The organism is Streptomyces fungicidicus, from assembly GCF_003665435.1.
Classification (GTDB): Bacteria; Actinomycetota; Actinomycetes; order Streptomycetales; family Streptomycetaceae; genus Streptomyces; species Streptomyces fungicidicus.
Map to the genome: position 1 here is coordinate 3,714,487 of NZ_CP023407.1, position 13,756 is coordinate 3,728,242.

General features: G+C 70.3%; 17 protein-coding genes and 1 tRNA gene. 6 read left to right on the forward strand and 12 right to left on the reverse strand.

The features are described from left to right. Positions 1-314 precede the first annotated feature (314 nt). The 4 genes from CNQ36_RS16855 to CNQ36_RS16870 all read left to right on the forward strand — a co-directional run bounded on the left by CNQ36_RS16855 (position 315) and on the right by CNQ36_RS16870 (position 2,318). Complete coding sequence (locus CNQ36_RS16855) at positions 315-854, forward strand: tRNA adenosine deaminase-associated protein (protein ID WP_121546610.1); 540 nt, start codon at positions 315-317, stop codon at positions 852-854. A 65-nt stretch (positions 855-919) separates the two neighbouring features. Continuing rightward, positions 920-1,351, forward strand: a complete 432-nt coding sequence (gene tadA, locus CNQ36_RS16860; protein WP_121548488.1) for a tRNA adenosine(34) deaminase TadA — start codon at positions 920-922, stop codon at positions 1,349-1,351. Positions 1,352-1,396: 45 nt separating this feature from the next. Further along, positions 1,397-1,481, forward strand: a tRNA-Ser gene (locus CNQ36_RS16865). 126 nt (positions 1,482-1,607) lie between these two features. After that, on the forward strand, positions 1,608-2,318 hold the full coding sequence (locus CNQ36_RS16870; protein WP_163013282.1) for a TIGR02391 family protein: 711 nt from the start codon (positions 1,608-1,610) through the stop codon (positions 2,316-2,318). Between the two features lie 36 nt (positions 2,319-2,354). On the opposite strand, the gene CNQ36_RS16875 is transcribed toward CNQ36_RS16870, so the two are convergent. The 12 genes from CNQ36_RS16875 to CNQ36_RS16930 all read right to left on the reverse strand — a co-directional run bounded on the left by CNQ36_RS16875 (position 2,355) and on the right by CNQ36_RS16930 (position 11,638). Then, positions 2,355-3,623, reverse strand: a complete 1,269-nt coding sequence (locus tag CNQ36_RS16875) for a tyrosine-type recombinase/integrase (protein WP_121546612.1) — start codon at positions 3,621-3,623, stop codon at positions 2,355-2,357. 78 nt (positions 3,624-3,701) lie between these two features. Continuing rightward, on the reverse strand, positions 3,702-3,935 hold the full coding sequence (locus CNQ36_RS16880) for a helix-turn-helix domain-containing protein (protein ID WP_121546613.1): 234 nt from the start codon (positions 3,933-3,935) through the stop codon (positions 3,702-3,704). Between the two features lie 179 nt (positions 3,936-4,114). Next, positions 4,115-5,263, reverse strand: a complete 1,149-nt coding sequence (locus CNQ36_RS16885) for a DUF3631 domain-containing protein (protein ID WP_121546614.1) — start codon at positions 5,261-5,263, stop codon at positions 4,115-4,117. After that, positions 5,260-5,685 (reverse strand): hypothetical protein, encoded by a 426-nt coding sequence (locus tag CNQ36_RS16890; protein ID WP_410177122.1) that lies wholly within the window; start codon positions 5,683-5,685, stop codon positions 5,260-5,262. The genes CNQ36_RS16885 and CNQ36_RS16890 overlap by 4 nt, the downstream gene beginning before the upstream one ends. Then, positions 5,682-6,590, reverse strand: a complete 909-nt coding sequence (locus CNQ36_RS16895; RefSeq protein WP_121546616.1) for a bifunctional DNA primase/polymerase — start codon at positions 6,588-6,590, stop codon at positions 5,682-5,684. The genes CNQ36_RS16890 and CNQ36_RS16895 overlap by 4 nt, the downstream gene beginning before the upstream one ends. An 89-nt stretch (positions 6,591-6,679) precedes the next feature. Continuing rightward, entirely contained in the window at positions 6,680-7,144 is a 465-nt protein-coding gene (locus CNQ36_RS16900; RefSeq protein WP_121546617.1) for a hypothetical protein, read from the reverse strand. Between the two features lie 207 nt (positions 7,145-7,351). Then, on the reverse strand, positions 7,352-9,466 hold the full coding sequence (locus CNQ36_RS16905) for an FtsK/SpoIIIE domain-containing protein (RefSeq protein ID WP_121546618.1): 2,115 nt from the start codon (positions 9,464-9,466) through the stop codon (positions 7,352-7,354). A gap of 104 nt (positions 9,467-9,570) precedes the next feature. Continuing rightward, entirely contained in the window at positions 9,571-9,888 is a 318-nt protein-coding gene (locus CNQ36_RS16910; protein ID WP_121546619.1) for a hypothetical protein, read from the reverse strand. Next, positions 9,875-10,234 carry an RRQRL motif-containing zinc-binding protein gene (locus CNQ36_RS16915; protein WP_121548489.1) on the reverse strand — a complete coding sequence of 120 codons (360 nt, stop codon included), beginning with the start codon at positions 10,232-10,234 and terminating at the stop codon, positions 9,875-9,877. Before CNQ36_RS16915 ends, CNQ36_RS16910 begins: the two co-directional genes overlap by 14 nt. Then, the gene (locus CNQ36_RS16920; RefSeq protein ID WP_121546620.1) at positions 10,234-11,094 is read right to left on the reverse strand and encodes a protein spdB; all 861 of its coding nucleotides are present in this window, start codon (positions 11,092-11,094) and stop codon (positions 10,234-10,236) included. The genes CNQ36_RS16915 and CNQ36_RS16920 overlap by 1 nt, the downstream gene beginning before the upstream one ends. Continuing rightward, positions 11,091-11,369: a DUF6303 family protein gene (locus tag CNQ36_RS16925; protein WP_228312992.1), complete on the reverse strand. Its 279-nt coding sequence runs from the start codon at positions 11,367-11,369 to the stop codon at positions 11,091-11,093. Before CNQ36_RS16925 ends, CNQ36_RS16920 begins: the two co-directional genes overlap by 4 nt. Further along, positions 11,369-11,638, reverse strand: coding sequence for a DUF6284 family protein (locus CNQ36_RS16930; protein WP_121546622.1), 270 nt, complete (start codon positions 11,636-11,638; stop codon positions 11,369-11,371). Before CNQ36_RS16930 ends, CNQ36_RS16925 begins: the two co-directional genes overlap by 1 nt. A 490-nt stretch (positions 11,639-12,128) precedes the next feature. Between CNQ36_RS16930 and CNQ36_RS16935 the strand changes: the two genes are divergently transcribed. After that, positions 12,129-12,887 carry a GntR family transcriptional regulator gene (locus CNQ36_RS16935; protein WP_121546623.1) on the forward strand — a complete coding sequence of 253 codons (759 nt, stop codon included), beginning with the start codon at positions 12,129-12,131 and terminating at the stop codon, positions 12,885-12,887. Next, positions 12,884-13,561: an AAA family ATPase gene (locus CNQ36_RS16940; RefSeq protein WP_121546624.1), complete on the forward strand. Its 678-nt coding sequence runs from the start codon at positions 12,884-12,886 to the stop codon at positions 13,559-13,561. The genes CNQ36_RS16935 and CNQ36_RS16940 overlap by 4 nt, the downstream gene beginning before the upstream one ends. Positions 13,562-13,756: the final 195 nt, after the last annotated feature.

The following is a 13,756-nucleotide window of genomic DNA, read 5'->3' on the forward strand; positions in this document are numbered from 1 at the left end:
CGGGAAAATCCACCCGGCTGCGGGAAGATCGCGCCACGCGGACGCGTTTGCCGAAGTGCCCTTGCTCAGACGCCGGGTGGCTCCGCGTACGATCCGCACGTGGCGGTGACAGTCGCGCCGGCGGGTCCTTCGTGGGCGCATTCGGCGCACCGCGGTCGAAACTGCCGGACACAGGGAGCCGAAGACGTCCCCTGACGGCATTGTTTCTGCCACGATTCCGAGTGGGTGGGACCCGGAGCACCGTCTCCCCGCCCTCGACACCTCCGCCGGGGGGACCTCCAACCGGCACGCCTATGACCAGTGGGAGAGTCACGGTGTACTTCGCCGCACTGCTCGCGCGCACCGAAGACGGGTGGGAAGCGAGCGACACGGAGCTCGACGATGTGGAGACCCTGTCGGATCTCGCCGACCTGGCACGGGAGGCCTCTCCCGACGAGGACACGGTGCTCGTGCTGATCGAGCAGGACGACGGCTGGTTCGGCGTCGTCCGCGTGGACGGGGAGGAGGACCCCCGGGTCTACATCTCCGACGCCGCCGCAGCCGCCCGCAGCAGCTACGGCGAGATCCTGCTCACCGACGAGCTGCTCGGCCGTGAGCCCGGGGACGACGGCGCCGACCTGGACGCCCTCGACCTCGACGGCACGGAGGACGGCGAACCGGACGACGAGGACGCCGGCGACGGCCCCGCGGTCGCCGGTTCCGCCGACTCCGTGCCGCGCGGACCGGTCGGCGACGCGCGGATCCTGGAGGATCTGGGCGTGGCCGAGAAGGAGCTGCGTTCCATGACCGAGGACGCCGTCAGCGGGATCGCCGAGGTGCTGGGCGCCTCGGAGGTCCTGGAGACCGTCCGCTGACCGTGCCGGCCGCCACCCCGCCCTCCGGGCCGCCGGAACCGGTGCGCGACCCCTGGCGGGCGGCGATGCGGCTCGCCCTGGACGAGGCCGCGGGTGCCGTCCGGGGCGGCGACGTCCCCGTCGGCGCCGTCGTGCTCGCCCCGGACGGCACCACCGTGCTGGCCGCCGCCCACAACGAGCGGGAGGCGGCCGGCGACCCCACGGCGCACGCGGAGGTGCTCGCCCTGCGGCGGGCCGCCGCGGAACTCGGGGAGTGGCGGCTGGCCGGCTGCACCCTGGTGGTGACGCTGGAGCCGTGCACGATGTGCGCGGGCGCGATCCAGCAGTCACGGGTGGACCGGGTCGTCTACGGCGCCCGCGACGAGAAGGCCGGCGCGGTCGGCTCCCTCTGGGACCTCGTCCGCGACCGGCGGCTCAACCACCGGCCCGAAGTGATCGAGGGCGTCCTCTCCGAGGAGTGCGCCCGGCTGCTCACGGAGTTCTTCCGGGAGCGCTGAATACGGATTTCAAACCACGCCCCACCTTGCTGTAAGGTCTCCCTCGGTAGCGTGTCCGAGCGGCCGAAGGAGCTCGCCTCGAAAGCGAGTGTGGCGCAAGTCACCGAGGGTTCAAATCCCTCCGCTACCGCTGGTAGACGAGGGGCCCGGTCCGATGGACCGGGCCCCTCGTTGTACTCCGTCTCAGTTTCCGTCTCACTTGCCCGATCCCCGAAAAGCTGCCCGCCCTCGACACCTCGCGATCTACGCTCGGTGAGTGGATCGCGACTGGATGCGTCGTCGGCTCGTCTCGTTTGACGAAACAGCTAAGCAGTACTGGAGTGTTCGGCAGGCCCAGGACTCCGGTGACATGGAACGAAGATGGCTGTTCGAGGCTGAGCCCACAGTCATGAAGATCTTGAGCATGTTGGGTCTCCCCGCAGGGGAAACCACGGTGCTCACAACAAGCGACTGGGGCGGCCTGGATATCAACCTGGATCCAGTCCAACGCGGCATCGGCATGCTGGCCGATATGGAGGATTGGGCCACTCATCTAGCCCCTGATTCCCCCTCTCTGCTGGCCGACCAGATGCATCCATGGGTCTGGGATGCTGCTCGAACGCTGTGGGAGTCAGCCCACTATCGCGCTGCCGTTCACGCGGCGGCCACTTCGATCAACGCGCACTTGCAGAACAAGCTGAGCCGACGGGACCTCTCGGATGCGAAGTTGATTCAAGAGGCTCTGAGCGACAAGGCGCCGGAGCCGAGTAAGCCCCGATTGCGCATACCTGGGGACCAGTCAGACCCAGGGGTTCAAACACGGCAACGCGGAGCCCTGCAGCTCGGCCAGGGAGCCTACTTTGCGCTCCGCAATCCAGCAGCACACGAAATGGGTGAGCTGTCAGAGCAGGAGGCCCTAGAACAGTTGGCCACGTTCAGCATCGTGGCGCGGTTCATCGATCAGTGCCAGGTAGTGACCGCTGCGTGATGGGGGCAGGACCACACCCTGCCCCCTGCCGTTTCGTCAGATCACGAGCGGTCCTGCCACGCCGTCGTCATCGCCCTGAGCGCCTCCGTCCGGCTTCCAGATAAGTCCGTCGACCTGTCGGGCGACGTCGCTGCGGACGGAGTCCACCATGTGTTGGTACCGCGCGGCCATGGCCGTGGTGGACCAGCCCATGAGCCCCATGACGGCTCGCTCCGACACTCCGAGGATCAGCAGGACCGTAGCGGCGGTGTGTCGGGCGTCGTGCAGCCGGCCGTCTCGGACTTTTGCGTCGTCAAGCAACTGCTTCCAGTCGTCGTAGTCCGTCCGGGGCGATGTGCCTTGCCCAGTCGGCGTAGCGAAGAGCCATCCTTCGTCCGTCCAATCGGCACCAGCCGCCGCACGTTCGACCTGTTGCCTGGCCTGGTGAGTGCGCAGCAGGTCTACGAGCTGTGAGGGCAGCCCCACGGCTCGCCGTCCAGCGCGAGACTTCGTATCGGCCGTCTCCGGGTTGGTTCGCTGGCGCTGCGGGCAGTACCCGGCTTTCCTGCCGCAGGTGTCCCCACAGCCGTGGGCGTAGCGCGGTCGGCGACGGCTCCGCCGGACCATCAGGACACGCCGGTCAAGGTCAACGTCCGCCCACTTGAGACCGAGGGCCTCGCCCTGTCGGAGTCCGAGGGCGAGCGCGACGGCCCACCGTGCGGAGTTCCGGCGGGCGTCAGCCGCCCGCAACAGCCGCTGCACCTCCTCGACGGTGTACGGCTCGATCTCCTCCTCGCTGAGGCGAGGCGCCTTGGCGAGTTGGACGGGGTTCCGGGCGAGGTGGCCGCGCCGTACCGCTTCATTCAGCGCGGTCCGAAACGTGCGGTGAATCTGGTGGATCGTCCCCGCCTTACGGCCGTCGGCCACCATGCGCCCGTAGAAGTTCTCGATGTACTCCGGCTTGAGCTTGTCCAGCCGGTGAGCACCGAGGGCGGGGATCAAGTGCTTCCGCACGGCGACGCCGTACCCGACCATCGTGTTCTCGTTGACGGCGAGCGGGGCGATGTTCTCCACCCAGTGAGTCAGCCACGTCTTGACCGTCCACGGTCGGCCGGCCTTCCGGATGCTCTTGGCGTCACGCTGGCGCTCCAACTCACGAACAGCCGCGGCCACCTCGGCGCGGGTCTTCCGTTCAACGTGACGACGGTCCGGCTTGCCGTCGTCACGGATGCCGACGGTCACGCGGCCGTGCCACTTGCCGTCCTTGCCCAGGTAGATGGAGCTGCGGCCGTTGGGTTGCCGAGTGCGCTTCTTCTCTTCCGCCACAGGCGGGCTCCTTCGGGTTAGGTGAGGAAGCAGCCGGGACGCCACCTCATGGCGAGGTGGCGTCCCGGTGCGAGGTGATCAGGCAGCGCGTTGCTCGGCGCGGCGGCGTGCGAGGTAGGCGGCCGGAGCGTCGGCGGGGACGCGCCGGAGTCCGCCGATGGTCAGGGACTCCAGCTGTCCGGTGCGGATGAGGGCGAAGCAGGTGGTGCGACCGATGCGGAGGCAGCGGGCGGCCTCCTCGACGGTCAGGAGAACGGGGGCCGGGTCGCCGGCCTCAGCGAGCGGTGCGACGTCCACGATGGCGATGCTCATGAAAGGTCTCCTCTAGGACTGTCCGTCGGGGGTCCCTCTGAGGGGCGCTACTTCCGCTACCGCCGCTACCGCGCAGGTCAGGGGCCTGCGGGAGGTAGCGGGAAGGGGTAGCGGTAGCGGATGGGTAGCGGCGGGGTAGCGGCAAGTTTCGGTGCTTGCCGCTACCCCGTTGTGGCTGGTCAGGCAGCGTTTTCAGTGCCCGGTAGCGGAAGTAGCGGACTTTCCGGGGGTGGGGGGCAGTAGCGCTGCCACGCGTCGTGCAGATCGGTGGCGTAGTAGCCCTTCAGCACGCTCCCGGCGGTCTTGATGTTGCGGGATGCGATCGGCTCGTTGTCGGCCGTCATGTACTCCGCGAGCATCCGCGACAGCCGCCGGTTGTCGAGCGGCTTGCCGTTCAGGTCGGCCCATGGGGCATCGTCCAGGGCGTTGAGCCGGTCGAGGATGGCGACGGTGGGAAGGCGGTCGATGCCGACCATGACGTGGTCGCGCAGGTCGGTCAGCAGCCGGACCCCGAGACTGCCTTTGTCGTTGACCTTGGATGCCTTGACCAGGGTCACGCAGGCTTCGCGGGCCCGGTCGGGCCAGTGGCCGCCGATGGCGTCGGCGACGGCGAGCAGGGGTTCCCACACGTCCGCCGGCCGGTCGCTCACCCCGTCGGGCATGTCCGGCCACGCCCCCATGACGCGGTCGCGTGCCTGCTCGGCCCATGTGGCGAGCCGGTCACGCAGGGCGTGTCCCTCGGCCTCGTGGATGCGGGCCCGGAAGGGTTCGACCTTCTCGTTCCTCGCGCGGCGGCGCATGCGGATGACGACCGAGCGGGACAGGATCGTGTCCGGCAGGGAGCCGAGACCGGCGACCGCGACCGCGCAGTACGACGGGAACGCCTGAACGGTCTGCTGTCCGCCGTCGCCGATGCACCGGTAGGTCACCCCGGTCCGGCGGTGCCCGGCGTTGAGGAATCCGCGCAACTCCTCGTTGTCCCCGGCCTTGGGTCCGAAGACGGTGTCGATCTCGTCGAACAGGATGGTCGGCTTGCCGGTACCGGCGGAGACGGACCGGAACAGGGCGGCGGCGGACGCGTTGACGGCCGTCATGGGCTGCGGCACCAGCGTCTCCACGATCTCCAGCGCGCGCGTCTTGCCGGACCCCGGTTCGGGGGACAGGAAGGCGATGCGGGGGGTGGAGTCGAAGCAGTCGAGCAGGTGCGCGTGAGCGTCCCACAGGGCGACGGCGACGAACGCGGCCTCGGTGGGGAAGACGTTGAACCGTCGGTGGAAGGCTTCCACCTCGTCCAGCAGCGCGGCCCCGTCAATGGTGGTGGGGGTCATGCGGCGTTCCTCCGTTCGGTGCCCAGGGCGGGCGTGCCGGTGCAGAAGTGCTTGTGCGCGGCGTACTCGGTGACCAGTGCGGCCACGGCGTCCTGCCCGCGGGCGGTGCCGGTGTGCCCGCAGGGGCAGGCGTAGGCGGCGGTGGGGATGCCGCCGTGCCGTGTGGACCAGCGGGCCCCGTCGTAGTGGTGGCGGTAGACCGGCGGGGCGTAGATGCGGAGACCGGGCCGCTCCGGGGTCGGGTCGGCACTCGGGTGCGCTCCGTCGGCGGGGAACCGGTTCGAGCGAGGAAGAGCAGTGACGACGCCCTGACGGGCGGCGCCTTTCGGCTCGCCCACGGCCGGCCGTGCGCTGCTCGGTTCGGCGGCGCGCGGGCCGGTCGGGGTACGGGTGATGCTCTTAGAGGGGGGAGGGTTGGTCATGCCGCCCGCCCGCGTGCGGGGTTGTGGGCGATGGACCAGTCCAGCCCGCGACGGATCACGTCGTCGTAGTAGTGCTGCGGCTGTGTCGCGTTGCCCGCCGCCGCCTCCCTAAGAGCCTGCTCGACCTGGACGCGGGTGAGGTCGCCGGATGCGATCAGCCGTCCCAGGGCGCGGGCGGCGCGCAGCAGCGTGGCGTTACGGGTCCCGTCGGCGGCGGTGGCCACGTTCCGCACCTCGTTGGCAAGCGCTACGTCCGCGTATCGGCGTGATTGCCCCGTGACGGGGGCCGTGTGGGCCTGTACGGGCTTGGGGGCCGGTCGCAGGATGCTCAGCAGCCATCCGGGCAGCGGAGCGGCCACAGGGGCGCACAGCGCTTCGTACGGTCCGGCGGTCGTGATGCTGCCCGCTGCGACGACGTACCCGCCGCACGCACGGGTGTCGACCAACGGGCCGATGCTCCCTGCCGTGTTGGACAGCCGGACTCCGGCCGGGGCGGTGAAGTACAGGTGTGTTCCGCCGCTCGCGGTCCGGGTCCGGTAGGTACCGGGGACGGTGTGGCCGGCGCGCTCGCAGAGCGCTGCAAAGGTTGCCGCGCCGTCAGGCGCGTCCGAACTGCCCTTGTCCTTGGGCACGTCCAGGTCGACCACGACCAGCCCCGACGGGCCCGTCGCGATACCGACGTTGAACGGGGCCTTCGACCACGCCGACCGGATGCGGTCCGGGTCGGTGGTGGCGCGCTGCTCCCACTTCCGATGGCCGGCCGCGCACGGCCCGGTGCCGGTGCACGTCTTCTCACCGTGCAGGGCGGGCCGCTTGGTGCCGGGGCGTAACGGAAAGACGTGCCAGCCGCGTTCTGCGGCGTCCAGCGCTGCGCGCAGCAGCGCGGATCGGGGGTCTTGGGTCATGCTGGAGGTCTCCAGTTCCTTGACGGGTGCTGGTTGGGCAAGGGCGGCCCCGCGGCTTTGGCGAGACGAGGGGGCCGCCCTTGGCGTAGCTAGCCGTGGAAGTGGTTGCGCTTGAACACCGCGCGGCGGATGTTCACCGTGGTCCCGCCCTTGTGGCCGCCCGCTCCGAGCACCTGGACGGCGATCCAGCCGCCGAAGATGACGGCCGCGAGGGTGATGAGCTGACCGATGAACGCCGTCAGAGCCGCGATGAACGAGGTGAGCAGCAGCAGTCCGCCACACACCGCGAGGAACCCGACGCCTCCGAGGGCGACGTTCACCGCCGTGCAGGAAACGGCCGGCTTCGCGGCGACCGGCTCCGGGCGGACGGCGTCGATGGCGTAGCCGGTGACGATCCGCCCGTCCGGCAGCACGACGCTCGCCACCGCCGGAACGGTGCCCGGCTGCACCGGCATGACCGGTGCCGGGTGGACGGCGGCGGGCTGTATCGGGGTGGGCTGGTAGGTGGTGACGGCCCGTTCGGTGGGCGCGTGGTGGACGGGTTCGGGGTACATGCGGAATCCCTTCCGGCGCATGGTTAGGGAGGCGGAGGCACCCCCTTGGGGGTGCCGTGTGGAGGGGGTGTTCGGGGGTGTGGCCTGCGTGCCTCCCTGCCTCCCTGGACGATCATTCGTGCAGGTCAGATGCAGGGAGGCGGGTCAGGGAGGGGTTCAGGGAGTTCTCCCTGTCTCCCTGACCCGCAGCGGTTCGGCTCCCTGCCGTCATTCGGCGGAAGCGGAACCCTCGCTGTCGCGGCCGGCGAGGGCGCGGGCGACGCGGTCGCGGGCGACGACCATCACGCCGTCGGACTTGTACGGCCCGGCGCCGGCATCGTCCAGGACACGCTTGAGGTCGAGGAACGACCAACCGCCGTAGGCGTCGGCGTTGCGTGCGGCGAGCCGGGCGAGGACGTCCTTGGTGCGGACGCGGGGCGCGTCGCCGATGACGGCGGCGATGTCGGCGAGCGGGTCGTGGTCGGTGTCCCGCTCGATGGCGTGCAGGGTGGTCACCCCGTCGCGCAGTGCCTTGGCCCGGTCGGTGATGGCGGTGGCGGCGTCGTCGTCGATGTAGTGCGTGCGCACCGTGATGGACGACTGTCCGGCCGGGATAGTGATCCCGTCGGACGCGACGACCAGCGTCCCCCGGTCCAGACCCGGCCGGAGCAAGTTCGGCGCGGCGCCGCCGTCGACGGCCTTGTCTCCCAGCGCCATGCGGGCCTGCGACTCCGTGCCGAGGGCGAGGGACGCGCGGGTGTGCGCACCCTCGCGCACGAGCTTGGGCAGGTTCTCGTTGGTGGGGTCCTGGGTGCCCTGCCACATCAGCACGTTCACCGCCCGCCCCTGGTTGTGGATTTTGCGGACGGCCATGAAGTACCGGGAGTTGGCCTTGGAGCCGCCGTAGGGGCGCTTGTCGGCGTCCTTGGCCGGGCACATGAACGCGACCTGCGCTTCGTCGACCAGCACGATGAGCGGCGGGAACGTCGTTCCGGGCGGGGCCTGGATGCGGCGGTTCATCTCGTCCACCGCGCCTTCGACCATCTCGGTCACCTGGATGACGTGCTCATCGGTGGGGCCCTGGATGAGGGTGGTGGCGAGTCCGTCGAACATGGCCCAGTCGCCGACGCCCTTGAGGTCGCCCATGAGGAACTGGACCGACCGGTCCAGCGACAGCCACAGGGCCAGCGAGCGCAGGGCCACGGTCTTGCCCTGATTCGACAACCCCGTGATGAGCAGGTGGCGCTGGTACAGGCTCAGCGCGGCGGCGTCGCCGCGCAGGTCCTGGCCCCATGGGGCGCGGCCCTTGGTGTAGTCGGCGGTCATCGTGTCGTCGGTGACCAGCGGCGACGGGCCGATCGGCTCGTCCAACGCGCCGGAGTCGGCGATCCACAGCCGCACCGTGCGGGCGGCGGTCGGGATGGTGATGAACACCTCGTGCTCGTGCCGGGTCAGGTTCTCGGCGAGCTTGCGCCGCTTGTTCTGCACCTCGTTCGTCGACACCCCCGAGGGCAGCGTGACGTCGACCTCCACGCCGCATCCGGCGATGGTGATCGGCCCGAGCATGGACGCGCCGGCGTCGCCCATCTCCTTGATGGCGCGGGCCAGGGCGGGCACTCCGAGGTCGCGGAGGGCCTTGACGACGATGGACGGGGTGATCGGCTCACCCTCCCCCGTGCGGACGTTCGCGGGCAGCGCCCAGGCGGGGGCGGCGTGCTGCTTGCGGCCCACGGACCACAGGGCCAGCAGGGCGAGGAACGGGCCGATCGTGATCGCGGGGCCCCACACCACCTGGACGATGCGGATGAGCAGGGCGATGAAGTCGACGGTGGCGGACAGCGGGGTGATGACGTGTCCGGCGTCCTCGGTGCTGATGGCCATGACGATGCCGAGGGCGACCAGCAGACCGACGCTCATGCCCGCGCCCACGGCGACGCCCTTGGCGGCGTCGACCGGGGAGTGAAGGAGGTCCATGCGGCGGTGGTGGCGGGCGGCGCGGAAGCGCTGCAACCGCTCCTCCCACTCCTCCGCCGCCTCGAGGTTGCCCGCGGCTTCCGCCGCTCGGATCATCCGCTCGTAGCGGGAGCCGGTGCGGCCGTCCCATGCACGACGGGCCGCGATCCGCCCGCCGTTGAACGTGTAGAGGGTGTGCCGGGCCAGCGAGCGGCCGGCGGACCGGGTGCGCTCGTGCGTGGCGGCGGTCTTCACCGCGTGCCCGGAGCGCACCCACAGCGGCACCGGCCGGGCGGGCGGCGCGTCGGGGACCACGGTGAGGGTGGTCACGGCCGCCGTGTCGGCGGGCGGGTCGGTGTGCTTGTGGAGGGGGACGACGTTCTCAGACATGCTGGGATTGCTCCTGACTGCCCCGTGAGGGGCGGGAGTTTGGGAGTGCCGGGGTGGCCGGGTCCGTGGAAAGAGCGGCCACCCCGGCGCGGTGGGTTGGCTGGTCACCACCAGCCGGAGGACTTCTTGGCGGCCTTGGTGCGGGCGGCTTCGGTGACGATCCGCTGTCGCTCGCCGTGCAGCGCGGTCAGCTCAGCGGTCAGTCGCATCTCGGCGGCGCTGCCGGTGGACTCGATCTGCTGCTCCGCGCGGCCGGTGCTGCGGCCCCGCATGGTGCGGTAGGCACCGCCGGTGACGGCGCGGGCCATGGCGCGGCGCTCGCGGCCGTTCAGCGGCCACAACTCCCCCCGCCGCACGGCCTCCAACTTCTTCGCCGTCAGCCTGATCTCGCGGTCCAGACGGCGCAGGTCAGCACTGCTCACGGATGCTCCCATCGGACCCGTTCGGGCCGGGGTAGGCGCAGGGCACGCACGTGCCCAGCGCGGCGGGGATGACGTAACCGGCATCGCGCCGGCACGCGGGACAGAGCCGGCGGGCGGCGTTGGCCTTGGCGAGCGCCGCCCTGCGGGCCGGGGTCATGGGGCGGACCGGCACGGCCAGGTCGACGCGGTACAGGTAGGCGACCAGCGGCCCCCGCCGCCGGCGGGGGCGCTCCAACTGCGCGGCCACGTCCTGCCCACCGGGCCGCAGCCCTTGGGCGCGCAACTGTCGGCGAGTGGCGTAGCCGTCCGGGGCCAAACGCCACCGGAACACCGGCAGCGCCCCCATCACGCGACGCGCTTCCATGCGGCCCGCAAGCGGACCTCGGAGGCGGAGTGCCCGGCGGCCCGGAAGCGGGCGGCCATCTCCCGGTAGGACAGAGCCGGGGTTTCGCTGGTGCGGATGTCGTCGACGATGACGTCCAGGGCGTCATCGGTGAGCGCCGGAGCAGCCTCCAACGAGCGGCCCGCAACCGGCTCCGTCGGGCCCCACACGGGGAGTTCCCAGCGGGGTGTGACACCGGGTGTGACGCGGGTCGTCACGCTGGTGAGCGCCCTGCCGGTGTCCTCACCCTGGCGGGCCGTCTCCAGCGTCGACCACGCCGACGAGAGGGTCTGCGCGGTGCGTGCCTGGACGCGTGCGACGCGGGCCCCGGCCTCCGTCACGGCCGTCAAACGGGTCTCCTCGGTCGCCGCTTCCGCGCGTAGTCGGGCGCGGGCTACGGCCGCCTCGTCGCGGGCTTCCTGCTGGATACCGCGGATTGCGTCCAGGGCGACCGGGGTGAGCGCGGTGCGCTCCCACATGCCGTGGACCAGCCACAGGGCCTTCGCTGCGAGCGGCAGCCACGCCACGGCCAGCCACGCGCCGGCGGAGTGCTCGACGCTCAGCGCGTGCGCGACCAGAACGGCGGTGGCGAGGACGCCGAACGACCAGCCCACGGCGGTCACCGTGCGGTTGTGGTCACCCTGCGCGGCCAGACGACGCTCATAGGCGAGGGTGGCCAGCCAACCGCCGTCGATCCCGAGACCGACGACCAGCGCGACCAGCCACGGCATCGCCGCGCCCAGCCACATCACCACCACGGCCAGGGTGAGCACCATGGACACCGCCGTCATCGCGACGGCCGGCAAAACGGTCTTGGCCCTCATGCGGTCGCCCCTTCCTGGTCGCGCACCGCGACGGCCGCGATCAGGACGACCGGGGTGGAGTCGTTGTCCGGGTCCCGGCTGTCCTCCGTCCAGGACCACACCGCACCCTTCGCCACCTCGTAGCCGAGGGCGGCCAGCGCCTCCCGGCGCTCCGCCCCGGTGGGCACCGGCCCGGACCGCTCCCAACGGAACGTGGGCCAGTCCGGCACTCCGTACAGCACGACGTACAGGCGCCACGCGCTGCCGTCGCTCGACATCTGCGCGGTCAGCGTCATCACGCCGCACCTCCCGGCAGGCTCACGCCGGCGGTGCGGTTGAGCAGCGCGACGCGGGCGGCCAGCGCGCGGCGGCGGGCCCGACGGATGCGCCGGTTGTCCAGCTCGGTCGGCGTGCGGTCGAGGGTGACGATGTGCGCGTCCAGCAGCTCGACGTCCGCCAGGATGACGGGCATCTCCCGCTCGATCGCGTCCAGCTCAGCGTTCGTCGGCTCCATGAAGTCGGCGAACGCGGTAACAGCTTCCTGAACAGTGACGATGTGGTCCATGGGTCGTGGTCTCCCTAGCAGGTGAAACGGCCCGAACAGCGCCCCCGGTGTTCCAGCACCGGGGGCGCGCGCCGTTGTGGGTGATCAGCCGCGCGAGATGCGCGGCACGGCCACATGGAGCGGCCGGAGTGCCCCGGGCGAGATTCGATCTCGCGCCCTTCACGGCTGATTGCCGGGGCAGCGTGCATGTCTCCTTCGCGGGTGCCGCGCCCGTATCAGGTAGCGCGGCATGACCCCGTTGTAGGCGTATGGAGACGTGACCTTTCGGTCTAAGCCCTCCCGAATGACAAGGGTCGGGTGCGCCCTCGGCCCGCTCTGTCCCGGGCCCCTTGACCCCGAATGAGCCCTGGATCAGGGCGCATTGAGGTCCGGCACCCGCTTGCCGGATGAACCGACCGGCGGGCACATCCCTAAGGTTCCCTAGGGTTCCCTGCGGTGTCAAGCGGTAAGCTAGGGAACCTCAGGGAAGTGACGAAAGGGAGCAAGCGACATGGCAGGCCAGGCCGACAATCGGGCCCCGTACGCGAAGATTGCCGCCCACTACATGGAGCTGATTTCGTCCGGTGAGCTACAGCCGGGGACGCTCCTGCCGAGCATCAAGAACCTGTCGGAAGAGTGGAAGGTCAGCACCGCGACAGCCGAAAAGGCGCTTCGCAAGCTCCGCAACGAGGGGCTTGTGCGCGGCATCCACGGCATCGGCACCGAAGTGCTGGACCGACCGGCCCCGATGTCTTCGGGTGCCCAGCGACAGGACCGGGGACGCCGTACCGGGTCGAGCTGGGGGGCGGGCGAACGATCCGACTCGCACCAAGCCGCCGTGGTGCCGGCACCCGCCGAAGTGGCACAGGCACTGGACATCGAGCCCGGCTCGGACGTTGTCCGGCGTAGCCGGGTGTACAGGGACCGGCACGGCATCGTGGCTCACAGCACCTCTTGGATCCCCGCCCGGTACGGCAAGCTGATCCCGCAGCTAGCAGCGAGCGAGCGCCTGACGGGGGGCACCTCACTTCAGCTCATCGCCCAGGCGACCGGCCACCCGATCAGTCACCGCATCGACACGGCGTCCGCCCGCACACTGACGCCGGAGTACGCACGGCTCTTGGAACTGGACCCTGACAACCCGCCTGCGGAGCCGGTGGTTGTGATGACCGCGAAGTTCGTCGACAGCGAGGGCAGCATCGTGGAGTACGGCGTCGACCTCGGAGGGCCGGGGCGTACATGGCGCACAGAATCGGAGGTCACCCTGTGACAGTCGCGGACGACACGCTCGTGAGCGTGCTCGAAGACCGACTAGATGCACTGCTTGTGGCCAGCCGGACTGGCACAATCACGCCGGAAGCCGAAGCAGAGGTGGCCACCATCTCCCGAGCCATAACGGGTGCCATGTCCCCACGCCCCCCGTTCTGCGTCCTGATGGCCGGACTTCCCGGGTCAGGCAAGACGACGCTTTCCCGCGCCCTCACGGACCGCGGGTTCGTACGCCTGTGCCCGGATGAGGAGATGTACCGCCGGCATGGCGTCTACGGGGTCGACTTTCCCCGGGGCACCTTCCCCACCCTCGAACGGCCGGTCCTGGAAGACGTGGCCGTCGAACTTCGGGAACACCTGAAGGCCGGACACGACGTCGTCGTTGACCACGGCTTTTGGACTCCCGAGGATCGGGCCAAATGGCAGGCGATCGCCACCGACGCTGGGGCAGCCCCCGTACTCGTCTACCTTGCCGCCAGCCATGAGGAACTGTGGGCGAGGATCAGCAAGCGCAACGAGTTCCACGCGGACGATCCGAACGCGATCTACTTCGCGGAGAGCGACCTCCAGCGGTACCGGGGCCGGTTCATACCCCCCACGGCAGAGGAGCCCCACTTGTTGTACGAGGGTGACCCCGCCGTCGTGATCGCGGCCGTAGAAGGGTCCGACCACTGACAGTTCCAGGGGTAGACGCGCAGGTCAGCCGTGCCGCTCTCCGTCTCAGTTTCCGTCTCATTCAACCCCGTTCGACACCGTCCGGAGCCGTTCACGCAACGCGCGAGGAACCGGGAACGGACGGGATTGAACGACGCTGAACAACCCCCTGACCAGCACGAACAGACCTCGAAAGCGAGTGTGGCGCAAGTCACC